Below are 25,623 nucleotides of genomic sequence, written 5' to 3'. Positions count from 1 at the left end.
ATTAAGGGGGGAACAAATATGCAAAGTATATTTCTAGGTATATTGTCTATTATATTTTTAGGTTTAACGATTTTTGGGCTATATACTACCTTTTCGAAAAAGGTACATGATGACTATTTCGATACTTTATTAGATGACACATCGGGTTATGTTTTGTTCTTCGGTTTAATAGGAAAAGGGCTGCTCTGGATATGCAAAAAAGTATTTCCAAAGAAATATTATATAGGGATTTTTAGAGGGATTACGTTTATCTTTAGTTGTATGTTTTTATTTCTAGCAGCCGGTATTTGGTTTGTTGATTGGAATATATTGTTGTAAACAGTAACAATATCGTTACTGTTTTTTTCTTTGTAATAAAGGACTTTGTAAAGAGAGCGCTTTTTGTTCATTTGTTAATAATGAATTGATGTGAACGTTATTAGGGCTAGGGACTATAGGGTACATAAGGTTCGATGGTGAATGGTGATGTTCAGAACCGGTTGGAGAGTGGGGATCTGCGTGCGTAAGTTTTCCATGAATTCGTCTTGTAAATAAAATATGACCAATTTCGTGAGCGAGGGTGTATATATTTTTCATTGGAGCAGCTGAGTTTGTTAAAACGATGTAACCAGTAAGTTGTTGTTGTTTCGCTAGAGAGTAAGCGCAAGCGATTACTGCGGTTTCTTTGAAATAATCACTACCAATATAACAAATATAAAGGTCGCATTCAGGAGCTTCGTTAACACAAGTTTGAAAAAAAGATGATAATTTTTCCTGACTTTGAATGGAGTTTTTATAACTAATTTCCCGATTACAAAAACGGAAAAGCTCGTTTAGTACAATTACTTCTTTAATTTTAAATGTAATGGGATGCCAAATTGATTCTGCAACTGCTAAATCTTTTGCAATACGGTCGTCAGAAATATCGGCGCCTGGAGTAATGCAAACACATATATTAACGTATGAATTCATAAGGAACACCTCAAATGAAAAAATTCTTTCTATAATATATGTGGGGGAAAGGTCCTATGTATGGATAAACGCCTTGTTTATTACACGAATATATAGACTATAAGTCGAAAAAATTTCATAGTTCTATAACGTAGTATGGTCTGCTTTTTGATATAGTAAAGAAAAGGGGGAGAATATATGTATACATTAAAAATCGTTTCAGACAGAGAAGCTCTGTATCAATTTGCGAGCTATGTAAGAGTTGTGCAAGGGGTTGAAGATGTATATGTGGAGGTGGGAGAACCTTTATATGAACATCCATTAATGAAGTTTTATGTACATATTACAATTGAAGAAACATATGATCAGCATAAAGCATTGCAAGAAATAGCTAGGTTAGTAGAATTAGGGCGTTTTACATATGTCCATTATCATAATGAGGAAATTGAAGAAGCTTTTGAAGTTGTAAAATACGAAAGCTTTAAGAAATAAAGTGAAACTTTAATCAGTGGGGGCTTTGTTCATCGCCCACTGATTATCAGCCCTCACCAATAGGGCTTTTATGGGCAGCCCGATCCCCACCTAACTTCTTTACTTTCGCTGAATTTTGAGGTAGGGGTCTTACCGCCCGCAAATAGCAGGATAACGGTAAAAAAAAGGAAGTGGAAGCTTCCTTTTTTATTGAAAATTACAGCAACAAAAGAAAGAGAATTTTGTTATGATAAGGAAGGGTGAGGAAAGGGGAGTTTACATATTGGGGTATATTGAAGAGTTACGCAAAGTAGTTGGTACGAGACCACTTATTTTAGTAGGATCAGCAATTATTATATTAAATGATAATCAAGAAGTATTGCTTCAATATCGTTCAGATACATATGATTGGGGCGTACCTGGTGGGGCAATGGAACTGGGAGAAACGACAGAAGAAACTGCTCGTAGAGAATTATTCGAGGAGACGGGACTAAACGCGAAAATTATGCAATTTCTTGGCGTTCTTTCAGGAAAGGAAGTTTATTTCCGTTATCCAAATGGAGATGAAATTTTTAATGTGATTCATCTGTATCAGGCACATCATGTAAGCGGAGAATTAAAGCTCGATCATGAAGGGTTAGAACTTCAATATTTTCCAGTAGATAAGTTACCAAAATTGAATGAAACGACAGAGAAGATATTACAAAAATTCTTATACGCATTGACAGAATAGAAGGTTAATTCCTTCTATTTTTATTATATTAAATATTTTGATTTTTTGGTATGTTTATAGTATGATAATTTTAGACATACAACTTATGGAATTTCACCTACAAACTTACTAGGGTACATAAGAGAGGGGCAAGTACAAAATGCATAATGTTGTCATTACAGCTGCAGTTCGTTCACCAATTGGAACTTTCGGAGGAGCACTAAAAAATATAACACCAGTAGAATTAGCTGTTCCTGTACTTCAGGAAGCTGTAAAAAGAGGCGGAGTAGAGCCACATGAAGTTGATGAAGTAATTTTAGGTCATTGTATTCAAAGAACTGATGAAGCAAATACGGCAAGAACAGCTGCATTAGCGGCAGGATTTCCTGACACAGTTACTGGTTATACAATTCAACGTCAATGTTCTTCAGGTATGCAAGCAATTATGTCTGCTGCAATGCAAATCCAATTAGGTGTAAGTGATATTGTTGTTGCAGGTGGAGTAGAAGCAATGAGCTCGAGCCCTTATGCATTAAAACAACACCGCTGGGGACAACGTCTACAGCACGGAGAAATTCGTGATACGGTGTGGGAAGTTTTAGAAGATCCGATTCACCATATTATGATGGGTGAAACAGCGGAAAATTTAGTTGAACAATATGAAATTACAAGAGAGGAACAAGATGAAGTTGCGCTTCGTAGTCATACATTAGCGTTGCAAGCGATGGAGTCTGGATACTTTGACGATCAAATTGTTCCTATTACAATAAAAGAACGTAGAAAAGAAGTTGTATTTGCGAAGGATGAACATCCACGTGCAGATATTACAGCTGAAAAATTAGCAGGATTAAAACCAGCTTTCCGTAAAGACGGATCAGTAACTGCAGGGAATTCATCTGGTCTTAATGACGGAAGTGCAGTTCTAGTATTAATGAGCGAAGAAAAAGCAAAAGAAAAAGGCTTACAACCGTTAGCTCGAATTGTTGGATACTCAGTAGCGGGTGTAGATCCGAAAATTATGGGTATTGGACCAGCACCAGCAATTCGTAAAGGATTAGAAAAAGTAGATTGGTCATTAGAAGATGCAGATTTACTTGAAATTAATGAAGCTTTCGCTGCACAATATTTAGCTGTAGAGAAAGAGTTAGGGTTAGACCGTGAGAAAGTGAATGTAAACGGTAGTGGTGTAGGACTTGGACATCCAATTGGTTGTACAGGAGCTCGTATTACGGTAAGTTTAATTCACGAATTAAAAAGACGTGGATTAGAGAAAGGTATTGCCTCTCTATGCGTTGGAGGCGGTATTGGAGTAGCTTTATTTATAGAAGCATTATAAAAAAGAGGCAGCGATTGCTGCCTCTTTTTTTATGACTCAAATAAGTGATGAAATAATCGATCGCGATTTTCAAAGAAAAGTTTTGTTGTTTGGTAATGCTCCGTTTCTTCTAATGTCGATTCGTGAATCCCCTCTTGAGTTAAAGAGTATATAGTAGATTCAGGATAAGCCATTAAAATGGGAGAATGCGTCGCGATAACAAATTGTGAACCTTGTTCAGCTAGTTCGTGCATGCGAATGAGCATTGAAAGTTGTCTCATCGGGGATAAAGCTGCCTCAGGCTCATCTAAAATGTATAAACCTTGTCCTGAAAAACGATTCATAAATAATGAGAAGAATGATTCGCCGTGTGATTGTTCGTGAAGTGAAACGCCGCCGTAAGATTTTATAGCATCTATTTCATCGATATAAGAAGCAACGTTATAAAATGATTCAGCGCGAAGAAAGAAACCGTCGTTTGGTGTATTGAAACTTTTTGAAATTCGAAGGTATTCATGTAAAGATGAATGGGAATCGTTTGTGCTAAATCGGAAATTTTTTGTTCCACCTTCTGCATTAAAACCTAAAGCCACTGCAATTCCTTCGAGTAATGTTGATTTACCTGTTCCATTCTCTCCAATAATGAATGTTACATTTGGGTGGAAAGCTAGTGATTGTAAAGTTCGAATAGCGGGTAGACAGTAAGGGTATGCGGAAAAGCTAGGGATATTTTCTTTTTTTAATGTGACATTTTTTAAAAAGGGTACGTCAATCAATATATAAACCTCAATTCATAACGGATTTTGATTCTAAAAAAGCGGCAAATACTAATGTAAGACAACTTGCTAATAGTATTGTATATTGAAGTGCGCCAAAACCGAGACCTTCCCAGCCGAAAGCCATTCTCTTTCCTATAAAAATGATAAGAACGTTCATAAATCCATATATATTTTATAATTTTGTAGTGCTTCCATATAAAGAATCCGATGTATGTACTTAAAAACAATATAAACAAAACAAGAAAAAAGACAAGTGTTAATGACACGTGAACACTTCCTTATTTTCTGAATATTTTATGTGGATTATAACACGTAAACTATCATATTCCAATGTGAAAATAAACATTGCATCAAGATTAATTCTCTCGTTATGATAGATGGTATTATATTAGAAATATGAAGAGGAGTATTAATATGCCGTTTACATTTGCACATCCAGCAGCTGTTCTCCCTTTTGCTAAGAAACATTCTAGTTATATTTCGGTGACGGCTCTTATATTGGGTAGTATGGCACCTGATTTTGAATATTTTTTATATTTTAGGCCATACGGTATTATTGGCCATACATGGGCTGGTTTCTTCTATTTGAATTTACCACTCGTTTTTTTATTAGCATATGCATATCATTTTATTTTAAAAGGACCATTTATAACACATTTACCTAAGCCTTTTGCTAGTTACTATAAATATGTAGTAGATGCGAAGTGGGGGCTATATACTTGGAAGAATTTTTTTGTATTTTGCTATTCTGCTTTATTCGGTATGGTGACGCATGTCGTTTGGGATGCTTTTACTCATAAGACAGGCTATTTTGTTATGGAAATGCCGCTGTTACAGCAAGAAGTATATAGTATTCCAATTTATAAATTTTTACAACATGGGAGTACATGTTTTGGTCTACTATTACTAATATATGTACTATGGAAATATAGGAGGGAAACTGATCAAGATACTAGTTTAACTTCGGAAAAAAAGAAATATTGGGCTTCATCTATCGTTGTGGCGGCCATTATATTTATCGTTCACGCGTTATTAGACCCCTATTTTCATATTTTCCAAATAGGAGGTATAATAGTATCTGGACTGATAAGTTCGTTTTGTGGACTTCTTATTGTTTCTATAGTTTACAAATCAAGGGACTAATTTATATTAATGAATGATAGTGTTAGGAGAAATTAAATGATGAAAGCATGGAAAAGTATTTTTGTTTTATGCAGTTTTCTTCTTATGTTAAGTGGTTGCTTCCAGCAAGAAGAAAAGAAGGCAGAACCTAAAAAGAAAGAATCTATTCCAGAAACAAAAGAGTATGGTGGGCGTGAGCTTAAAAAAGTAGGACAAAAAGTGAAAGAAAAAGGGTGGGGGACATTTGAATTAGAACAGATTCATTCTGTGAATCAGACATTTGAAGTAGCCCCAATGAAAATTCACGTACAAGATGTTAAAGTTATCTCATTATCACAAATGAGCAAAGAGGCAAAAAATACATTGAAAGTGTATACTGCATTAACTCCTGAAGAAGTAAAGCGTAGATTGGGAGATAAAGTGAGTCAAGAAGATGCTGAATTATATGCATCGTTAAGTGGAACAGAGATTAGCGATACGATTCGGTATGTTGAAATTACATATAAGGTAGAGAATAGTGGAGATAAGAACATGCAATTTTTCTCTATGAATGATGTTGCTATAAATGACAAACAACATTTTAATGTAGCGACTCAAAACTTTTTATATGATGAAGATACGCTCGTTGGTACAAAGAGTGTTTCAAGGGAAGATTATAGGCCTGGTGAGACACGAGAAGGAATTATCGGTTTAATACTTGATGATGGAAAAGAAAAAGTAAAGGATATTAAGTTTACGACAGATGATTTAGCAGCAGGAGACACAAATGAAGCTGTTAAAGAACCGCAAACTTTTAATATTTCACTCTCTAAATAAAGTGTCTTTATAATAATTTAAGCAAAAACAGTCAGCATAAAAAGTTATGCTGACTGTTTTTTTAGCTCTTTCACATATGAATCTACACTTTGAAAAGGCACTGTAATTTTAAAAGCATCTTTTTGCTCGTTAAATTGTTTTTCATTATAAGGACCAAATCGTTTATTATGCTTTACATCGATAATCCAATAATGTTCAATTTTTTTATTTGTAATTGCTGCGTCAGGATTGTTTGGATCTGATTTTTCCTCAATTTGCTTTGTGATAATGTATTTATCGTCCCAAGCAATTTCTGTAATTTTTGCAGGGATGTATTGTGTAGCATATACAGCATCCTGCGATGGGAAAAGTTCAAATGCATCTCCAGAAGTATGTATGAGTTCATATTCATCGTTAATTGTATAGGTTAAATGGTTTGTATTGCCTGTGCAACCTGTTAATAAGAGTGCGGCAAATAGGATTATCCATCTTTTCAATATGGGAACCTCCTTTATAATGCTGTTGTAACACATTGTACAAGAAAAGTAAGCGAAACGCCAGTTTACAATGTTTTTTAGAAGTGGTACGATGAAACGGGTAAAGAAGGATATGAAGGAGTCGACACAAAATGAAGTTAAAGATGCATCGTCCAGCGCTTGTAATGAATCGCATAGGTGCTTCCCTTATTGACATGTTTTTAATCTCGGTTACGTACGGTGCAGTAGTAGCTATTATTACAGGAAACTATAGTGCTATTTTTAATCGTTTTAATATAAGTTTAGGTGACTATAGATATGACCTTACACTTGTTTTCGTATTAATGGCTATAAATTTTATTCTGTTACCTTTTCTTTGGAACGGTTCTACACTTGGTAAAAAGGTAACAAGAACAAAAATAATCTCGTTAACAAGTGAAAAACTAACGTTACAAACATTAATAATACGATTTTTGGTATTATTATTACCAAGCATATTATTACTTGGAGTTCCATTAATATGCAATGTATATATGATGTTATTCCGCAAAGATAATTGTGGCTTCCATGATTTAATTGCAAAGACAAAAGTGATGAGTCTTGTATAATTAATATTTAGAGTATACGTGCTACTAATGAAATAAGACTTTTTATTGTTTGTATATAAAAAGTCTTATTTTTAATTTCATGAAAAATTCCATAAATGGAATTGATATAGGGCGGATATTTCCTATATAATACCCTCCATATTATTGATGGATGTTTAAAGAAGCGGTAGCTAATTCAAACATCCTATTTTCGTTTTAAATAGATTGAAAATTAAGAGAATGTTATAATGGGTATAAATAATATCGTTATATAACAAAGGGGGATTTGGAATGACTGGAGGTAGCTTAATATTTTGGGGAATTCTTATTTTTATTGGTTTAACCTTCGATCAATATAATAGTAAGAAAAAAAAAGAAACAAAAAAGTAATCGCTTACAAGCTGTAGAGTGAACTTTTCCTGCTTGCAGACTAATCTAATAAAGGAGTATACTGAATGACGGTAAGACTTATAGAAGGGGTAATGAAAATGAAGCTTGCAGGAAAGGTTGCCATTGTAACTGGTGGTGGCATCGGTATTGGACGTAGTACAGCTCTTTTGTTGGCTAAGCAAGGCGCAAAAGTAATTGTGACGGACATTGATCAAGAAAGTGGACAAGCAACAGCTGAGGAAATTACGGATTTAGGCGGAGAAGCACTTTTTGTATCCTACGATATGGGGAAACAAGGAGATTGGCAACGTGTTATTAGTTTTGCTATGGAGGCATACAGTCGTATTGATATGCTTTTTCAAAATGCTGGTCTATATAAAATAGATTCTATTTTTTCTCGCCAACAAGAGAACGATTCCAATGTACTTTGTATTAATGACGTTTGGATAGAGATAAAACAATTAACGTCATCTTTTATGAAACAGCAAGAAGAAGTGGTGCTTAGTGATTTACCTGTTTTTGGTATTATTAGCACGAGAGGACAATCATTTCATACAATAGAAGCCCTAGTATAATAATGGAAAACCGCCCCCAGTATATATGTGGACGGTTTTTTTGTAAGTTCTATTATAGAACTTTATTTTTTAACGAATACGTTGTTCGGTTTGGCTATCAAAGAAATGTGCTTTATTCATATCAAAAGCAAGTTTAATTTGGTCACCAGGTGAAAAAGTATGTCTTGCATCAACACGTGCTGCAAAATCTTGATTTCCAAGTTTCATATATAAAATGGATTCAGCCCCTAACAACTCTGCAACTTCAATTTTTGTTGTGAAAGTAGTAGATTGTGAAGCTTCTAAAAATAATAGTTCATCATGAATATCTTCTGGACGAATACCTAAAACAATTTCTTTATTTACATAGCCTTGTTCGCGTAATAACTTCATTTTTCCTTCAGATACTTTAAACTTTAGTGAACTGTCTATAACGAAATCGGTTTCAGTTAATTTTCCACGGAAGAAATTCATTGCGGGTGAACCGATAAAACCACCAACGAAAATATTTTCAGGTGTTTCATATACTTCTTTTGGAGTTCCAATTTGTTGGATTTTGCCGTCTTTCATAACAACAAGGCGTGAAGCCATTGTCATTGCCTCAGTTTGATCATGTGTTACATAAATTGTCGTTGTGCCAAGGCGGTGGTGTAATTTAGAAATTTCTGATCGCATTGCAACACGTAGTTTAGCGTCTAAGTTTGATAATGGTTCATCCATTAAGAAGACTTTTGCGTCTCGAACAATTGCTCTACCTAATGCAACACGTTGACGTTGTCCACCTGATAAAGCTTTCGGTTTTCTATCTAAATATTGTTCAAGCCCTAAAATTTGAGCTGCATGTTTCACTCGACGGTCGATTTCATCTTTCGGTATTTTTCGAAGTTTTAATCCAAATGCCATATTATCATACACACTCATATGTGGATAAAGAGCGTAGTTTTGGAAGACCATTGCGATATCTCGATCTTTTGGAGGAACATCGTTCATTAGCTTACCATCAATTGAAAATTCTCCTTTTGAAATATCTTCAAGTCCAGCTACCATTCGTAGTGTTGTAGATTTTCCGCATCCAGAAGGACCAACGAATACGATAAATTCTTTATCTTGAATGTGTAAGTTAAAATCTGTTACGGCTGTTACGTTATTATCATATATTTTATAAATATTTTCTAATTTAAGTTCTGCCATGATATTTCCCCCTAGAAAGTTTATGCAAACGTTTTCTTTGAATTTATTATAAACGAATAGATTCAAAAAAGAAATAAAAACACTATAAAAAAATAAAACGTTTTCATTATCCCTATGAATATATAATAAGTTCCACATGTTTTATTAGAAAAAGAAAATAAATATTGTAAGCGCTATTTTAAATTTGGATAGAATCTGTTATCATTCAGTAATGAAAACGTTTGCGCCTTGAAAAAAAGAAAAAAGAATCAATAGTATAGATGAAATGGGGTAGCATAATGGGAAAACAATGGTGGAAAGAAAGTGTAGTATATCAAATTTATCCTCGTAGTTTTATGGATAGTAATGGTGATGGTATAGGTGATCTTCGTGGTATTCTTGCGAAGCTAGACTACTTAAAAGAATTAGGTATTGATGTAATTTGGTTATCACCAGTCTATGAATCTCCAAACGATGATAATGGTTACGATATAAGTGATTATTGTAAAATTATGAACGAGTTCGGAACAATGGAAGATTGGGATGAACTATTACATGAAATGCATAAACGTAATATGAAACTTATGATGGACTTAGTTGTTAATCATACTTCAGATGAACATAATTGGTTTATTGAATCATGTAAATCGAAAGATAATAAATATAGAGACTATTATATATGGCGCCCTGGAAAAGAAGGGAAAGAGCCGAATAACTGGGGAGCAGCATTTAGTGGATCTGCATGGCAATATGATGAAATGACAGATGAATATTATTTGCATCTGTTTTCTAAAAAACAGCCAGATTTAAACTGGGATAATGAAAAGGTAAGACAAGATGTTTATGACATGATGAAGTTTTGGTTAGAAAAAGGAATTGATGGGTTCCGTATGGATGTTATTAATTTTATTTCTAAAGAAGATGGCTTACCATCTGTTGAAACGGATGAAGAAGGATATGTTTCAGGGCATAAACATTTTATGAACGGTCCGAATATTCATAAGTATTTGCATGAAATGAATGAAGACGTATTGTCTCAGTATGACATTATGACGGTTGGGGAAATGCCTGGTGTAACGACAGAAGAGGCTAAATTGTATACAGGGGAAGCTAGAAAAGAACTGCAAATGGTATTCCAATTTGAACATATGGATTTAGATTCCGGAGAAGGCGGGAAATGGGATGTAAAACGATGCTCACTTCTTACTTTGAAACAAAATTTAACAAAGTGGCAAAAAGCATTAGAACAAACAGGATGGAATAGCCTTTATTGGAATAACCATGACCAGCCTCGCGTTGTATCTCGTTTTGGTAATGATGGAGCTTATCATACTGAATCAGCAAAAATGTTAGCGACAGTACTTCATATGATGAAAGGGACACCATATATTTATCAAGGAGAAGAAATCGGAATGACCAATGTTCGATTTGAATCAATTGATGAATACCGAGATATTGAAACACTAAATATGTATAAAGAAAAAGTTATAGAGCGCGGCGAAGATATAGATAAAGTGATGCAGTCTATATATATAAAGGGCCGAGATAATGCTAGAACTCCGATGCAGTGGGATGATAGAGAACATGCTGGATTCACAACGGGTGAGCCTTGGATTGCGGTAAATCCTAACTACAAAGAGATTAATGTGAAACAGGCAATCCAAGATGAAGAATCAATTTTTTATTACTATAAAAAATTGATTGAATTACGTAAAAACAATGAAATAGTTGTGTATGGAACATATGATTTAATATTAGAAAATAACCCTTCTATTTTTGCTTATGTAAGAACATATGGAGAAGAAAAGCTTCTGGTGATTGCAAACTTTACTGCAGATGAATGTGTATTTGAATTGCCTGAGGACATTATTTATAGTGAAGCAGAGTTATTAATACATAATTATGATGTAGAAAATGTATTGATAGAAAACATTACATTACGACCGTATGAAGCAATGGTATTTAAATTGAAATAAGAAAAGCCTTATGCCACCCTGGCATAAGGCTTTTACTATTACCATTTTAAAATAGAGAATCCATACGGTGGAAGTGTAACTTGTAATACACTTGCTTCCGCTGAAAATTCTTCGTTTGTATAAATGTTAATTATTTTCTTCCTGGTAATATGAAGAGGGAGTGAAGTTGTAACTTCACTGTTAGTAGGATTTAAAACGAAAAAGATAGTTTCATCTTCATATGTTTTTGTATAAGAAATATAATTATGTTCATCATTTGCCTCAATGAATTGAAAAGTACCATTTCCTCCAAATGCTTTATGTTGTTTCCGTAATGAAATTAATGTTTGTATATGTGTAAATAAAAGAGTATCTTGTTCTTTTTCATCCCATATCATACATTTGCGGCAGTCTGGATCCATTCCACCATCCATACCGATTTCATCGCCGTAATAAATACAAGGAGAACCGATGAAAGAAAGGTGAAATACATAGAGTAACTTTAACTTATTTTTATCCCCGTTACATGTTGCTAAAATTCTAGGTGTGTCATGACTGTCTAATAAATGAAATGCCGCTTCATTTACATTCATAGAGTAGGAATGTAGAGAATCGGTAATTTGTTTCATAAATTCACTTGCATGAATGGATTCGTTAGCAAAGTAAGAAAGTAGAGCGTTTGTAACAGGATAGCTCATTACAGCATCAAATTGGTCACCTTGTAGCCATGGGAGTGCATCGTGCCAAATTTCACCTAAAATATATACTTCAGGATTTAATGCTTTTATTTCACTTCGGAATTCTCTCCAAAAACTGTGATCGACTTCATTTGCTACATCAAGGCGCCAACCGTCTATATTGAATTCTCTTACCCAATAACGCCCTACTTCAAGTAAATATTCTTTTACATCTGGGTGTGCTGTATTTAATTTAGGCATATACGGTGTAAATGCGAAAGTATCATAATTGGGAAGTGGCTCGGTTATAATTGGAAATTCATGAATATGGAACCAATCTTTATAGGCGGAATTTTCACCTTGTTCCAGCACGTCTTGAAATTTATCAAAGAAGTACCCGCTATGATTAAAAACAGCGTCGAGCATTACTTTTATACCATGTTTATGACACTCCTGAACGAGTTCTTTGAAAGTTTCTTTCGTCCCAAATTGTGGATCGATTTCCATGTAATCAATTGTGTCATATTTATGATTCGAATGAGCTTTGAAAATAGGAGTGAAATATATTCCGGAAATTCCAAGCTTCACAAGGTAATCAAGGTTTTGAATAATACCAGCAAAATCTCCGCCGAAAAAATTAGTTGGAGTTGGTTCGGTACTTCCCCAAGGGAGGGTGTTTGCTGGATTTAATGTGTTATCCCCGTTAGCGAATCGTTCCGGGAAAATTTGATACCATACTGTGTCTTTAATCCAGGATGGTGCCCTGAAAACGTCTTTTGCATGAACAAATGGAAAGCAGAAAAAGTTACCGACATCGTCATTTGGGATATTAGAAAAAAATCCTCGTTCTGTATAAATAAAAGTTTCTACGTCGTTTTTTAATTCGAATCCATAACGTAAGCGTTTAAATTTTGGTTTGATTGAAACGGACCAATAATCAAATAACTCAGTAGATCCAGTTTTTTTCATCGGTGTACTCGCTGTAATCCATTTCCCGTCCTGCCATTCGTACGGGTCACCGTAGATGAGAGCGGCGTTGTGAACATCATCTCTTTTTGTGTGTATTCGGATGTGAATTGTTTTTTCGTCGTAAGCGTATGCATAATTATCTTTTGGCCTATGATAGATCGCTTCTTTAAGCATATAGAAAATCCCCCTTTAATATCTCTATACATATAGTTCCCTTAAACGAAATAATAAAGATTATGTTGCAAACGATTGCCTTCCACATAACTTTAATATTGCTTATAAGAGTAGTATTCATTTTATGTAAAGTCAATGAATAAAGAGTATGATAAGATTATTTTGAAAATTAATATTTGCAAAATGAATAAAAGGATGTATAATGATAGACAAATAGCGCAAACGTTTTCATAGATTTAGATATTGTTTGCGCTTCTATTAAACAATCAAATGCAAACGTTTTCAATTAAAGAGGTACATAGACAATTTAGGGAGGTTTTTGGGATGAAGAAAGCATTATCACTATTAACGATTTCAGCATTGTCAATTGGCATGTTATCTGCATGTGGACCGAAAGATTCAGGAAAAAAAGAGGAAAGTAAAGCGAAGAAAGACTATGATCTTCTCGTTTGGGAAGATGATAAAAAAGGTGTTGGTTTAGAACCAGCAGTGAAAAGCTTTGAGGAAAAATATAAAGTAAAAGTAAAAGTTGTTGAAATGCAAATGACAGATCAAGTGAAAAAGTTACGTCTTGATGGACCAGCGGGGACGGGACCAGATGTTGTAACATTGCCACACGATCAAATCGGAAATGCAGTAACAGAAGGCTTAATTTCTGAAGTAAAAGCAGATGATGCTGTGAAGAGTAAATTTACTGACTTATCAATAAAGGCACAAACATACAACGGGAAATTATATGGTTTACCAAAAGCAATTGAAACACCAATTTTTATTTACAATAAAAAATTAATGCAAAAAGCTCCAGAAACGATGGACGAGCTATTTAACTTCTCAAAAGACTTTACGAAGGATGGCAAGTACGGATTTTTAACATTAGGAGATAACTTCTACTTTGCTAACGCGTTTATGGCAGGTATGGGCGGATATGTATTTGGTGAGAAAGACGGAAAGCCAAATGCAAGTGATGTTGGATTAAATAATAGCGGAGCAGTACAAGGTGCTGAATATCTTCAAAAATGGTACAAAGAAAAGTTATTCCCGAAAGGTATTATCGGTGAATCTGGTGGACCTGCTGCTGACGGATTATTCAATGAAGGAAAAGCAGCATCTATTATGAATGGACCGTGGGCGTTCCAAGCGATGGAAAAGAACGGAATTGATTATGGTGTTGCTCCAATGCCGAAATTACCAAATGGTCAACCGATGAAAACATTTGTTGGGGTAAAAGGATGGCATGTAACAAGCTTCTCTAAACAAAATGATTTAGCTACAAAGTTCACTGAGTGGGTAACAAATGAAGAAAATGCAAAAATTCGATTTGAGAAGACAAAAGAGATTCCTCCAGTAAAATCAGTAATGGAAGATCCAATTATTAAAGATAATGAAGCTGCAAAAGCAGTTGCAACTCAATCAGAAAATGGAATTCCAATGCCGAATATTCCAGAAATGCAAGAAGTATGGAAACCAGCTGGAGACGCTCTTCAGTTAGTTGTTACAGAAAAAGAGGCACCAAAATCCGCGCTTGATAGTGCAGTGAAACAAATTAAAGGAAATATTGAGGCAAATCATAGTAAGAAAAAATAAGGTGAAATTCGTGCCTCTAATAGGAGAGGCACGAATTCTCTCCCTTCCAAGTAGGAAGAAAAAAGGGGGAAGGAACATGCAAACATCTATGGAACCAATGAAAGATATGAATGGTTCGAAACATAGGAAAATGGCGACCATGTTATCTATTATTCCAGGCATGGGCCAAATATATAATAAACAATTTGTAAAAGGTCTTATTTTTCTAGTATTAACAGGTTCATTTATTGTAGCATTTGCTGATTTGTTAAATATGGGATTATGGGGAATTGTAACGCTCGGTACAGAAGTTCCACGTGACCATTCTGTCTTTCTATTAGTAGAAGGGATTTTGGCACTTATCGTCATAGTGTTTGGACTCGGAATATATGGATTTAACTTATATGATGCATACCAAAATGGGAAGAAACGTGATATAGGAACACCATTAAACTCAGTAAAAGAGCAATACCGTAACTTATTAGATCAAGGTTTTCCATATTTAATGGTTTCACCAGGATTTCTATTACTAATCTTTGTAGTTGTATTTCCAATCATTTTTGTAATCTTAATTGGATTTACGAACTATGACTTATATCACTCTCCTCCAGCTAAATTAGTAGATTGGGTGGGCTTTAAAAACTTTATTGATATTTTCACATTACCAATGTGGAGAGAGACATTTTTAAGTGTATTTTCTTGGACTGTCATTTGGACATTTGTTGCAACAACATTACAAGTTGCACTTGGTATTTTCTTAGCGATTATCGTAAATCAGCCTGGTATTAAAGGTAAGGCAATTATTCGAACAATCTTCATTTTACCGTGGGCTGTTCCAGCATTCGTATCTATTCTTGTCTTCTCGGGTATGTTTAATGAAACATTTGGAGCAATTAATAATCAAGTATTAGCTTTATTCGGGATTGAAAAGATTGCTTGGATGACAGATCCGTTTTGGGCGAAGATTGCTTTAATTATGATCCAAACGTGGCTCGGTTTCCCATTCGTATTTGCAATGACAACAGGTATATTGCAATCGATTCCAGGAGAATTATATGAAGCGGCTACAGTAGATGGAGCAACTGCTTGGCAACAGTTCCGCAAAATTACATTGCCACTTGTTTTATACGCAACAGCACCAATTTTAATTACACAATATACGTTTAACTTTAATAACTTTAGTATCATTTATCTATTTAACGGCGGAGGTCCTGCTGTAGCGGGGCAAGATGCAGGTGGAACGGATATTTTAATTTCATGGATTTATAAGTTAACGATGACTTCAGCGCAGTACGGAAAAGCAGCAGCTCTTACAATGATTTTATCGTTAATCGTTATTACAGTTGCGTTATGGCAATTTAAGAGAACAAAATCATTCCAAGAAGAGGATATGATGTAAATGAATATTAAACGACAAAAGATGTTACGTCTTTCATTAAGTTATTTGGTTATCTTCATAATGTGTGCGATTATTTTCTATCCATTACTATGGATTATTGGTTCATCGTTTAATCCAGGAGATAGTTTGTCTGGTTCTAGCATTATTCCAAAAAATGCTACGTTAGATCATTATCGTAAGCTACTTGATCTTGATTCAAGTAATTACTTACTTTGGTATAAAAATACGTTAAAAGTTAGTGTTATGACGATGATTTTTTCGGTGTTAGCAATTAGCTTTACTGCTTATGCATTTTCGAGATATCGTTTTGTCGGAAGAAAAAATGGTTTATTAACATTTTTAATTCTACAAATGATTCCGAACTTTGCAGCGTTAATCGCACTATATGTATTAGCGCAGTTAACAGGATTAATTGATACACATCTTGCATTAATTTTAATTTATGTAGGTGGAGCAATTCCAATGAATACTTGGCTTATGAAAGGGTATTTTGATACGATTCCGAAAGAGTTGGATGAGTCAGCCCGCATGGATGGAGCAGGACACTTCCGTATTTTTTGGCAAATCATTATGCCGCTTGCAAAGCCAATCGTAGCGGTTGTAGCATTATTCACTTTCATCGGTCCATTTACAGATTTCATTTTAGCAAGTATTATTTTACGCACGCCGGAAAATTACACTTTAGCAGTTGGACTCTATGAAATGGTAGCGAAGAAATTTGGTAATGAATTTACGACGTTTGCGGCTGGTTCCGTATTAATTGCAATCCCGATTTCGATTTTATTCTTATCACTACAAAAATACTTTATTTCTGGTTTAACAGCTGGAGGTACGAAAGGATGAGAAATGGGACATTATGTCCCATTTTTCTTTTCATCTCTCTATAAAAAAATTATAGAGAGATGAAAAGAGATTTGACATCGCATATGAAAAGAAGTGAAATAAATAGTATATTATAGTATAGGAAAAAAGAGCTATATCCCTTACAATACATGGAGAGGGAGAATATGATAAGTTTTGCAAGATAGAATAAATAAATGACAGTTTATGACTTCTCCTATGACTTGCAACGGGTGCAAGATAAAATATATGAAAATGGCAGAGAAGTGAAAGGAGGGGATTTTTATGACAGTTACAATTAAAGATGTGGCGAAGAAGGCGAACGTAGCACCATCAACTGTTTCTCGTGTAATTGCTGATAATCCAAGTATAAGTGAAAAGACAAAGCGCCGTGTTCGAAAAGTAATGAGTGAATTAGGGTATCATCCAAATTTAAATGCAAGAAACCTTGCGAACCAAACGACGAAGACACTTGGTCTTGTTATGCCGAGTTCTGCAAGTAAAGCTTTTCAAAATCCATTTTTCCCAGAAGTTATAAGAGGAATTAGTTCATTTGCACATGTGGAAGGGTATGCGCTTTATATGTCGACTGGTGAAACGGAAGATGAAATTTTTAATGGTGTTGTAAAAATGGTACAAGGGCGTCAAATCGGTGGTATTATTCTTTTATATTCAAGAGAGAACGATCGGATTATTCAATACTTGCATGACCAAAACTTCCCGTTTGTTTTAATTGGAAAACCATATGATCGAAAAGATGAAATTACATATGTAGATAATGACAATTATACAGCTGCAAGAGAAGTAGCGGAATATTTGATTTCATTAGGCCATAAACAAATCGCATTCATCGGCGGTGGATCAGATTTACTTGTAACGAGAGATCGTTTGGCGGGGATGAGTGATGCTTTGAAACTAGCAGATATTCTATTGCCGAAAGAGTATATTTTACACTTTGATTTTTCAAGAGAGAGTGGTCAACAGGCTGTTGAGGAATTAATGGGACTAAAGCAACCACCGACGGCAATTATGGCAACGGATGATTTAATTGGACTTGGCGTGTTAAGTGCGCTTTCTAAAAAAGGATTTGTTGTACCGAAAGATGTTTCGATTGTAAGCTTTAACAATGCTTTATTATCAGAAATTGCTAGTCCACCACTTTCGACAGTTGATGTGAATATTTATCAATTAGGGTATGAAGCGGCAAAAGCTTTAGTTGATAAGGTGGAGCATTCTGAATCTACTTCAAAATGCATTATTATTCCGCATAAATTATTGAAGCGTCAAACTTGTGATCATTATGCAACAAAAAGCTAAGAGTTTAACTCTTAGCTTTTTTCTTTAGAAAGGCTTCTAAACGGTCACAGCCTTCTTTTAAAGTTTCAATACTGTAAGCATAGGAAAGGCGAAGGTAGCCTTCACCGTATTCGGAAAATGCGGTTCCAGGAACAACGGCTAGCCCAGCCTCTTTTACAAGATCAAGTGCAAAATCAAATGATGAAGATGTTAAATGTCCAACATATGGGAATAAATAAAATGCACCTGTTGGCTTCTCAACCGTTAAACCCATTTGAATGAGTCTATTATATACGTAATCACAGCGTTTTTTGTATTGATAGCGCATCATCTTCGGGGCATCTTTAGCAGCTGTTAAAGCTTCGATTGCAGCATACTGAGCGATTGAAGTAGCGCATGTAACATTGTATTGATGAACTTTTAATATGTGTTTTGCTAAATATTCTGGAGCAAATAAAAGTCCGATACGCCAGCCGGTCATAGAATGTGATTTTGATAAGCCGTTAATGACAATCGTCTTATCACGCATTTCTGGGAAATGAGCGATAGATGTGTGTTTTTCTTCATATACAAGTTCACTATAAATTTCATCAGAAAGAACGAAAATATTTTTATCTTTTAAGACAGATACAATATCTTCTAATTCTTCTTTTGATAAGGTAACACCAGTTGGATTAGAAGGATACGGTAAAACGACGCATCTTGTTCGTTCTGTAATTGCATGTTGCAATGCTTCAGCTGTTAAACGAAATCCAGTTTCGCGAACATCTATAAAAATAGGAGTTGCACCACATAGTCGAATAATCGGCTCGTAACCAGGGTAAATAGGAGCAGGTAAAATTACTTCCGTTCCTGGTTCTAAAATAGTTCGGAATGCAACATCGATCGCTTCACTAGCACCGATTGTAACAATGGTTTCGTTTTCAGGTGAATAATGTAAATTGTAGTTGTCCTTTACAAAGTTACAAGCTGCCTTGCGTAATTCTAGTAAACCAGCGTTATGTGTATAGCTTGTATAATTTTCTGTAATGGCCCGTTTAGCTGCTTCTTTTACTAGAGAAGGTGTAGGGAAATCGGGTTGCCCAATTGTTAAAGAGATAAGATTATCATAGTTTTGAATCATATTAGAGAACTGACGGATTCCAGAAATTTGGATGTCCTTCACTCTAGGATTAATGAATTGTTCCATTGTATCTCCCTTTCTTCCGTTTGAAAATTAAGTTCATTTTATCATATTTTCAACTATTACGCTTTGTTTATAAAATTTCCCTCGCTATTTGTGAAAGATAAGAATCGTATCTTAAAATTCAGTGGAAGTAAGAAATTATGTGAGGGTTCAAATGTCTATAAGAGTATAAGCTGTGTGAGTTAATTAAAGTTTCACTTAAGCATAAACACAAAAAAAGCCGCTGCAAGCGACTTTTTAATAACCGTATTCCCAATCTATTTCATCTTCGTTCCAAAGTACGGAAGATACTTTGCCAAGATGGACAACGGATTCATTTACAGCACATGTACAGTCTTCGTCCCCTGCTTTATGTTGCAATTCTTCGTATACTGATTTTTCAACGTTTTCTAGCACAACCAAATTTTCTTCTTTTAAAACAAGCGTAGTACCCGCCATATTTATCTTCCTCCTACTAAAGTAATGATCACTTATTTGTAAACATAGATAGTATGGATTATATGCTGTATTTTGCGATAGTTGTCCGTCTAGTAAAGTGTTTTTTATTTTCTTTGTAATCCGTATTCATTGTATACTGCACGAAGGAAATTTGGTACAGGGTTTACAATCATTTCGGAAATTTGTAACATTTATTATTAGTTGTTAACAAATAATTAACAAAGATGTTAAGAAAAATCAAAATTTTGAAACAAATAGACTTATAAAATGATATAATCATATCAAAATACATATAGGGGATGAGAGGCTATGGAGCTGATTCGTGATTTAATGATCCAAATTGCCATCATTATTTTACCACTATTTTTATATGAAGCGATTCGTTTAAATCGTTATCAAGGAATGCTTCCGAAGCCTAATCGCTACTTTATTATGTTTTTATCTAGCGTTACACTCGTTCTCTCCATGACATACTCTATTTGTTTTGGTACCGTTTGCGGATACAATTTTCATCCAGTCCCAATTGTTAGTGGTTTTTTATATGGTGGGATTGTTGGGCTCATCCCTGCCATTATTTATGTTGCATATGAATGGATTTTTAAGGGGCTTAGTTGGTTGCCTATGGTAGAAGTTATATTTCTTTCGATAATTCCATTATTTTTGTCAAAGAAATGGTCTCTTTTTTCAAGAGATAAGAAGCTAATATTAGCTTTTATGATTGCATCATTTTATGTTCTTGTTTCATTAGTAGTCGGGATGTTGAATGTCCTTTTAGAAACAGGTTTTACACCGTACATATCTAATCTATATAGTGGGTATATATTTGCATCACTTATTATGGTTATGACAATGGTATTTCAAGTGTATTTGACTGAGTATTTAAACGAAAATGCATTATTGCGTACAGAAATGCAAAAATCAGAAAAACTTAATATTGTAAGTGAGTTAGCTGCAAGTGTTGCACATGAAGTTCGAAACCCTCTCACTGTTGTACGAGGGTTTATTCAATTGCTAGAGAGTACGGAAGACGTAAAAAACAAAGATTATATGCGTCTCGTATTAGCTGAACTGGATCGTGCTGAACAGATTATTTCAGATTATTTAAATTTAGCAAGGCCTCAAATTGAAAAAAAAGAACATATTTGTTTATCAGCACAATTAATTGAAATGACAACTCTTATGTCATCATTTGCAGCGATGCAGGGCGTTTATTTGCAAGTTGAGATTTCTGAGAGCCTTTATACTATCGGCGATAAGACGAAATTGAAGCAAGCTATTATGAATGTTGTTAAAAACGGTATTGAAGCAATTCAAGGAAACAAAGGGTATTTAAAAGTAACAGCTATTCAAAAAGATGAATTGATAATAATAAGAGTTAAAGATAGTGGTGTTGGAATGACAAAAGAACAGTTAGTAAGGCTTGGACAACCGTATTATTCTTTAAAAGAAAAAGGAACAGGATTAGGCCTTATGGTAACATTTAGTATTTTACAAGCGCATAATGGCACATTGGAATATAAAAGTGAAAGCGGAAAAGGAACTGAAGCTATTATTATATTGCCAGCTGTACGATATAAGGAATAAAAGTTACCGATAGAAGGTAACTTTTTATTTTATCGTGCATTAGAAAAAGATACAAAATTTCATTCATTTATTTTTTCTTGTTTTGTTCGAACGAATAAACTTTTAAATGATTGAAAGAAGCTTTGCTCTTTTGAGGCGGCGACTAATCTTTTTGTTTCTTGAATTTCGCGAATAACTTGCATAAGTTGTGTATCACGGTTGCTATCTTTATTGTAAATTTGATTGACAAGTTTATTCATTTTTTCTTCTTGTTTGGATTCTCGCTTATACATATGATTCATTAATAAGTCCATCTTTTCTTTTTGGAGTGCATCTGTTTGAGCGGCGTGAACAACTAGATCTTGTAACATTTTTTCTTGTGAGCCTTCTTTTACATAAACTTGTTGCATTAGTTCATCTAATTTCTCGTCTTTTAAACGATTTTGTGTAATGAGAGTAGAGTTTTGATGAATAATTGCTTCATTTAATTGAGCAAGCATTTCAAGTTTTAGCATGAACTCCTCAAAGTTACGCCCATCTTCTTTTGGTTGCACTTCTTGCTTATCTTGAATAACAGGTACAGGTGGGGCCTCTTTTTCTTTTAAAATAATAGGTATTGTTTCTGAAATGTCCTCTTGTAATGTAGCAGCTCTTTCATGTATAGATTTCAATAGTTTTAAATCATCCAATTTATAAATACGAGCATCAGCTGTTTTTGAAATGATATAACCGTGTTCCTCTAAGAGTTGGCTATATTTTCGGACTATATGTTTTGGGATACCTGTTTTATTTGTAACATCTTTCGTTTTATAAATAGCTTCCATGATAGTTCCTCCCCAAAAAGTATCGTATATATCATTTCAACCTTTTATGTGGACTTCCTTTGAAAAAGAATGTCGGAAGGTTATTAGTTTTCTACAGCATTAGTGAAAAGATGAAGAAAAATGAATGTTTTTGGCGGAATGGAGAGGAAGAGCTAAAATAATGTCTGAAAACATACATAGAAGAAGTTTGTTATAATAACTGAGGAAAAGAAATTGGTAGGAACACGGAGGTACACATGAAGCAATTTAAAGGTATTATCATTTCAATTATTGCAATTCTTTCTCTTTTGGTAGCGGTATATGAAGTACTTGTGCCAGAGGAGACAAGTACTAAAAAAACAACTACGTATGATCAAATTCTAGAGTTCCCGAAAGAACGATATCCAGAGACCGGGAAACATATAACGGATGCTATAAAAGAAGGACATTCGGAAATGTGTACAATTGATCGTAATGGTGCAGCGGATAGAAGGAAATTATCGTTAGCGCCATATCCGACGAAGAAAGGTTATGATCGTGATGAATGGCCGATGGCGATGTGTAAGGAAGGCGGAAAAGGAGCTCATATTGAATATATAAGTCCAGCAGATAACCGCGGTGCAGGTTCTTGGGTAGGGAATAAGCTAGACAAATATCCAGATGGTACGCGTGTGAAATTTGAAGTGAAATAGTAATTGGCATACATTTCATAGTGGAGAGAGGGATAGTTATGGAATTAACAATTTCATATTCGCAATTAATGATAATGAACTATGATGGTCAGCAGCCTTATGTAGATTGGACTCCTGAAGATTTTGAAAGAGGCTATGCTGAGGTGGATGGAGCTATTATTTTTGAAGCAATCTCTGACTATACTTGTGAAGTGGAAGTTACTTGTGGAAATCATATTGAGAAAGAAGAAGTGGTTAGAACGATATCAGTTCCTTTCACAGTGAAGAATGAAGAAGTATATATAACAAGTATTCTTTCTAATAAATATCATATTCTTATTCCGAACGGGGAATATATGATAGTCTTGCAGGCAACTCCTCTTGAAGAGCCATCAGACGATGAATTGTATAAAGTACAATACGACTTCTATTTTGAGAGTGTAGAATAAAAAAACGTGTTATCCTTTTTGAAGGATAACACGTTTTTTTATTATGCGTTTGTTTTTAGGAGAGAACGAGCGTCTTTTGCTGCCTGAACCATGTGCTCTAAAGCAGGTATAACTTCCTCAGTTCTTCGTGTTTTTAAACCACAGTCTGGATTAATCCAGAAATATTTAGGGTCACATACTTGTAAAGATTGTTCTACGATTGTGAACATTTCATCTTTACTTGGGACACGTGGGCTATGAATATCATATACCCCTAGACCAATTCCTTTTTCATATGTTGTATGCTTTAATGTATTAATAAATTCTCCATGACTTCTTGATGTTTCGATAGAAATAACATCTGCGTCTAACGCTCGAATTGCATCTACAATATCTTCGAAGTTACTATAACACATATGAGTATGAATTTGTGTTTCATTTTCTACAGAAGATGTTGCTAAAAGGAATGATTGAACTGCCCATGTAATGTATGCATCCCAATCTTTTTCTTTTAACGGCATACCTTCACGAAGTGCAGGTTCATCGACTTGGATTACTCTAATTCCGGAAGATTCAAGTAACTCAATTTCATGACGAAGTGCTAATGCAATTTGATATGAAACTTCTTTTCTTGAAATATCATTTCGAACGAATGACCAATTTAAAATAGTGACAGGTCCAGTTAGCATACCTTTTACTACTTTCTCTGTTAAGCTTTGTGCATATACAGTTTCTTTAATAGTCATTCCACTTATAAAGGCAACATCACCATAAATAACAGGTGGTTTTACGCAACGAGAACCGTATGATTGTACCCATCCGTTTTTAGTAAAGGAGAAACCAGCAAGTCTTTCTCCAAAATATTCCACCATGTCAGTTCTTTCGAATTCACCATGTACTAGTACATCAAGACCAATATCTTCTTGGTAACGAATCCACTTTGCAGTTTCTTTTTCAATGAATTGATTATATTGTTCATTTGTAATATCGCCGTTACGCCACTGTTTACGTGTTTGACGAACTTCAGATGTTTGCGGGAAGCTACCAATAGTTGTTGTTGGTAACAACGGTAATTGTAAAGCTACTTGCTGTAGTTCATATCGTTTTTCAAATGGAAGAGGACGTGAGAAATCATCTTCTTTAAGTGATGTACGTGCCACTTTTACATCTTCACGATTACGTGCAGCTGATGAGCGGATTGCATGATGTGCATTACGATATGTTGTTAAATCGCTACTGATGCTTTCTACACCTTTAGTAAGAGCAGAATGGATAAGGACTAGTTCTTCTAATTTTTGATTAGCAAATGCAAGTGCATCAAATAATTCACTTGTTAAGTGCGTTTCTTCCGTTTTATCAATTGGAGTATGCAATAAGCTACAAGAAGGTTGAACAATTAAACCTTTTGCTGTGATTTGATTTTGTAATGTTGTAAATAAAGAAAGTACATCATCAAGATCAGCTCTCCAAATATTACGGCCATCTATACAACCGATAGCTAAAATTTTATCAGCTGGGAATCCGTATTTTGAAATAGCATTTACATTACCTTCTTTGCCATGAACAAAGTCTAATCCAATACCAGAAACAGGGAATGCAATAATTTCTTCATAGTTCTCTTCTACACTGTCAAAATATGTTTGTAGAAGAAGATTAGCATTTGGAACTTCTTTATGAATAGCTTCGTAAAGTTCTTTCGCTTGATTAATTTCATCTTTTGTTAAAGAGGCGAAGATTGGTTCGTCAACTTGAATAATTTGTGCTCCAGCTGCGTGTAATTCAGAGAATAATTGTACATAAGGTGCAACTAGCTCTTTTAAAATAGTGGCAAATTGCTCTTCGTTATAACCTTTTGCTAGTTTTAGGAATGTATAAGGGCCTAAAATAACTGGTTTTCCATCAACGCCTAACTCTTTTTTCGCTTCTTCATATAAACGAAGAGGACGATTGTCTTTTAAAGAGATTTGTAATCCTTCTTCATATTCAGGAACAATGTAATGATAGTTTGTGTTAAACCATTTTGTCATTTCAGAAGCAACGTGATCTTTAGAGCCGCGTGCCATTGCAAAATATACATCAAGGTAAGAGGTAAACTCTGAAAAACGTGACGGGATGAATCCTAACATGTAGGCCGTATCCAGAACGTGGTCATAATATGTAAAATCGCCAACTGGAATTAATTCAATTCCCTTTTCTTGCTGTACTTTGACGTGTTGAAGGCGAATTTCTTTCATTGTCGTTAAAAATTGTTCTTCATCAATTTTATTGGACCAAAAAGCTTCCAATGTTTTTTTCCACTCTCGTTGTAGTCCGATACGTGGATAACCTAAGTTACTTGTTTGAATTGCCATTTTAAATTC

Annotated in this window: 26 protein-coding genes and 1 pseudogene; 17 read left to right on the top strand and 10 right to left on the bottom strand. The window is 34.6% G+C overall.

The window, feature by feature from the left end; genetic code table 11:
• Positions 1–18: 18 nt before the first annotated feature.
• Positions 19–318, top strand: a complete 300-nt coding sequence (locus tag MKX37_RS19660; RefSeq protein WP_002128914.1) for a hypothetical protein — start codon at positions 19–21, stop codon at positions 316–318.
• Between the two features lie 15 nt (positions 319–333).
• Here the strand turns inward: MKX37_RS19660 and MKX37_RS19655 are convergent, their stop codons facing one another.
• On the bottom strand, positions 334–951 hold the full coding sequence (locus MKX37_RS19655; RefSeq protein ID WP_002167734.1) for an ImmA/IrrE family metallo-endopeptidase: 618 nt from the start codon (positions 949–951) through the stop codon (positions 334–336).
• A gap of 177 nt (positions 952–1,128) precedes the next feature.
• On the opposite strand from MKX37_RS19655, the gene MKX37_RS19650 reads away from it, so the two are divergent.
• From MKX37_RS19650 to MKX37_RS19640, 3 genes are all read left to right on the top strand, one after another.
• Entirely contained in the window at positions 1,129–1,422 is a 294-nt protein-coding gene (locus MKX37_RS19650) for a DUF3928 family protein (RefSeq protein WP_002088390.1), read from the top strand.
• Between the two features lie 262 nt (positions 1,423–1,684).
• Positions 1,685–2,134, top strand: a complete 450-nt coding sequence (locus MKX37_RS19645) for an NUDIX hydrolase (RefSeq protein ID WP_012261633.1) — start codon at positions 1,685–1,687, stop codon at positions 2,132–2,134.
• Positions 2,135–2,273: 139 nt separating this feature from the next.
• Positions 2,274–3,449: an acetyl-CoA C-acetyltransferase gene (locus MKX37_RS19640; RefSeq protein ID WP_002128911.1), complete on the top strand. Its 1,176-nt coding sequence runs from the start codon at positions 2,274–2,276 to the stop codon at positions 3,447–3,449.
• 29 nt (positions 3,450–3,478) lie between these two features.
• Here the strand turns inward: MKX37_RS19640 and MKX37_RS19635 are convergent, their stop codons facing one another.
• Positions 3,479–4,204 carry an AAA family ATPase gene (locus MKX37_RS19635; protein ID WP_002088384.1) on the bottom strand — a complete coding sequence of 242 codons (726 nt, stop codon included), beginning with the start codon at positions 4,202–4,204 and terminating at the stop codon, positions 3,479–3,481.
• 10 nt (positions 4,205–4,214) lie between these two features.
• Positions 4,215–4,473, bottom strand: a pseudogene (locus MKX37_RS19630) (hypothetical protein).
• 148 nt (positions 4,474–4,621) lie between these two features.
• Between MKX37_RS19630 and MKX37_RS19625 the strand changes: the two are divergent.
• Together MKX37_RS19625 and MKX37_RS19620 are read left to right on the top strand one after the other, a co-directional pair.
• Complete coding sequence (locus MKX37_RS19625; protein ID WP_002167736.1) at positions 4,622–5,350, top strand: DUF4184 family protein; 729 nt, start codon at positions 4,622–4,624, stop codon at positions 5,348–5,350.
• A gap of 36 nt (positions 5,351–5,386) precedes the next feature.
• On the top strand, positions 5,387–6,145 hold the full coding sequence (locus MKX37_RS19620; RefSeq protein ID WP_002066932.1) for a hypothetical protein: 759 nt from the start codon (positions 5,387–5,389) through the stop codon (positions 6,143–6,145).
• A gap of 44 nt (positions 6,146–6,189) precedes the next feature.
• Here MKX37_RS19620 and MKX37_RS19615 read toward each other — a convergent pair whose 3' ends face one another.
• Positions 6,190–6,621, bottom strand: coding sequence for a DUF3997 domain-containing protein (locus MKX37_RS19615; RefSeq protein ID WP_002128907.1), 432 nt, complete (start codon positions 6,619–6,621; stop codon positions 6,190–6,192).
• A 131-nt stretch (positions 6,622–6,752) separates the two neighbouring features.
• On the opposite strand from MKX37_RS19615, the gene MKX37_RS19610 reads away from it, so the two are divergent.
• From MKX37_RS19610 to MKX37_RS19600, 3 genes are all read left to right on the top strand, one after another.
• Positions 6,753–7,208: an RDD family protein gene (locus MKX37_RS19610; protein WP_002138152.1), complete on the top strand. Its 456-nt coding sequence runs from the start codon at positions 6,753–6,755 to the stop codon at positions 7,206–7,208.
• 270 nt (positions 7,209–7,478) lie between these two features.
• Positions 7,479–7,577 carry a hypothetical protein gene (locus MKX37_RS19605; protein ID WP_002128904.1) on the top strand — a complete coding sequence of 33 codons (99 nt, stop codon included), beginning with the start codon at positions 7,479–7,481 and terminating at the stop codon, positions 7,575–7,577.
• A 65-nt stretch (positions 7,578–7,642) separates the two neighbouring features.
• Positions 7,643–8,152, top strand: coding sequence for an SDR family NAD(P)-dependent oxidoreductase (locus MKX37_RS19600; protein ID WP_002066937.1), 510 nt, complete (start codon positions 7,643–7,645; stop codon positions 8,150–8,152).
• A 69-nt stretch (positions 8,153–8,221) separates the two neighbouring features.
• Here MKX37_RS19600 and MKX37_RS19595 read toward each other — a convergent pair whose 3' ends face one another.
• Positions 8,222–9,322: an ABC transporter ATP-binding protein gene (locus MKX37_RS19595; protein ID WP_002128903.1), complete on the bottom strand. Its 1,101-nt coding sequence runs from the start codon at positions 9,320–9,322 to the stop codon at positions 8,222–8,224.
• Positions 9,323–9,600: 278 nt separating this feature from the next.
• Here MKX37_RS19595 and MKX37_RS19590 point away from each other — a divergent pair, with 278 nt between their 5' ends.
• Entirely contained in the window at positions 9,601–11,277 is a 1,677-nt protein-coding gene (locus MKX37_RS19590) for a glycoside hydrolase family 13 protein (RefSeq protein WP_139358482.1), read from the top strand.
• A gap of 38 nt (positions 11,278–11,315) precedes the next feature.
• Here the strand turns inward: MKX37_RS19590 and MKX37_RS19585 are convergent, their stop codons facing one another.
• Entirely contained in the window at positions 11,316–13,076 is a 1,761-nt protein-coding gene (locus tag MKX37_RS19585; protein ID WP_002128901.1) for an alpha-glycosidase, read from the bottom strand.
• Positions 13,077–13,400: 324 nt separating this feature from the next.
• Between MKX37_RS19585 and MKX37_RS19580 the strand changes: the two genes are divergently transcribed.
• The 4 genes from MKX37_RS19580 to malR all read left to right on the top strand — a co-directional run bounded on the left by MKX37_RS19580 (position 13,401) and on the right by malR (position 18,195).
• A complete protein-coding gene (locus MKX37_RS19580; protein WP_002128900.1) occupies positions 13,401–14,660 on the top strand; it encodes an extracellular solute-binding protein in 1,260 nt (419 codons plus the stop codon).
• Positions 14,661–14,736: 76 nt separating this feature from the next.
• The gene (gene malC / locus MKX37_RS19575) at positions 14,737–16,038 is read left to right on the top strand and encodes a maltosaccharide ABC transporter permease MalC (RefSeq protein WP_002088367.1); all 1,302 of its coding nucleotides are present in this window, start codon (positions 14,737–14,739) and stop codon (positions 16,036–16,038) included.
• Positions 16,039–16,881, top strand: coding sequence for a maltosaccharide ABC transporter permease MalD (malD, locus tag MKX37_RS19570; RefSeq protein ID WP_002088365.1), 843 nt, complete (start codon positions 16,039–16,041; stop codon positions 16,879–16,881).
• Between the two features lie 282 nt (positions 16,882–17,163).
• Positions 17,164–18,195 (top strand): maltose operon transcriptional repressor MalR, encoded by a 1,032-nt coding sequence (gene malR / locus MKX37_RS19565; RefSeq protein ID WP_002014809.1) that lies wholly within the window; start codon positions 17,164–17,166, stop codon positions 18,193–18,195.
• Positions 18,196–18,199: 4 nt separating this feature from the next.
• On the opposite strand, the gene MKX37_RS19560 is transcribed toward malR, so the two are convergent.
• Both MKX37_RS19560 and MKX37_RS19555 read right to left on the bottom strand, forming a co-directional pair.
• Positions 18,200–19,363 carry an aminotransferase A gene (locus MKX37_RS19560; protein WP_002128899.1) on the bottom strand — a complete coding sequence of 388 codons (1,164 nt, stop codon included), beginning with the start codon at positions 19,361–19,363 and terminating at the stop codon, positions 18,200–18,202.
• A 234-nt stretch (positions 19,364–19,597) separates the two neighbouring features.
• The gene (locus MKX37_RS19555; RefSeq protein ID WP_000929276.1) at positions 19,598–19,798 is read right to left on the bottom strand and encodes a hypothetical protein; all 201 of its coding nucleotides are present in this window, start codon (positions 19,796–19,798) and stop codon (positions 19,598–19,600) included.
• A gap of 309 nt (positions 19,799–20,107) precedes the next feature.
• On the opposite strand from MKX37_RS19555, the gene MKX37_RS19550 reads away from it, so the two are divergent.
• Positions 20,108–21,382, top strand: coding sequence for a sensor histidine kinase (locus MKX37_RS19550; RefSeq protein WP_002014814.1), 1,275 nt, complete (start codon positions 20,108–20,110; stop codon positions 21,380–21,382).
• 59 nt (positions 21,383–21,441) lie between these two features.
• On the opposite strand, the gene MKX37_RS19545 is transcribed toward MKX37_RS19550, so the two are convergent.
• Complete coding sequence (locus MKX37_RS19545) at positions 21,442–22,185, bottom strand: DUF3967 domain-containing protein (RefSeq protein ID WP_002014816.1); 744 nt, start codon at positions 22,183–22,185, stop codon at positions 21,442–21,444.
• 236 nt (positions 22,186–22,421) lie between these two features.
• Between MKX37_RS19545 and nucA the strand changes: the two genes are divergently transcribed.
• Entirely contained in the window at positions 22,422–22,856 is a 435-nt protein-coding gene (gene nucA, locus MKX37_RS19540) for a DNA-entry nuclease (RefSeq protein ID WP_002014817.1), read from the top strand.
• A gap of 38 nt (positions 22,857–22,894) precedes the next feature.
• Positions 22,895–23,284, top strand: coding sequence for a competence protein ComJ (comJ, locus tag MKX37_RS19535; RefSeq protein WP_078421721.1), 390 nt, complete (start codon positions 22,895–22,897; stop codon positions 23,282–23,284).
• Between the two features lie 41 nt (positions 23,285–23,325).
• On the opposite strand, the gene metE is transcribed toward comJ, so the two are convergent.
• Positions 23,326–25,614, bottom strand: a complete 2,289-nt coding sequence (gene metE / locus MKX37_RS19530; RefSeq protein ID WP_002014819.1) for a 5-methyltetrahydropteroyltriglutamate--homocysteine S-methyltransferase — start codon at positions 25,612–25,614, stop codon at positions 23,326–23,328.
• Between the last annotated feature and the right edge of the window lie 9 nt (positions 25,615–25,623).

Source organism: Bacillus sp. FSL R5-0709 (genome assembly GCF_038004785.1).
In the GTDB taxonomy this organism is placed as follows: domain Bacteria; phylum Bacillota; class Bacilli; order Bacillales; family Bacillaceae_G; genus Bacillus_A; species Bacillus_A mycoides.
This window is presented reverse-complemented; position numbering and strand designations above follow the sequence as displayed.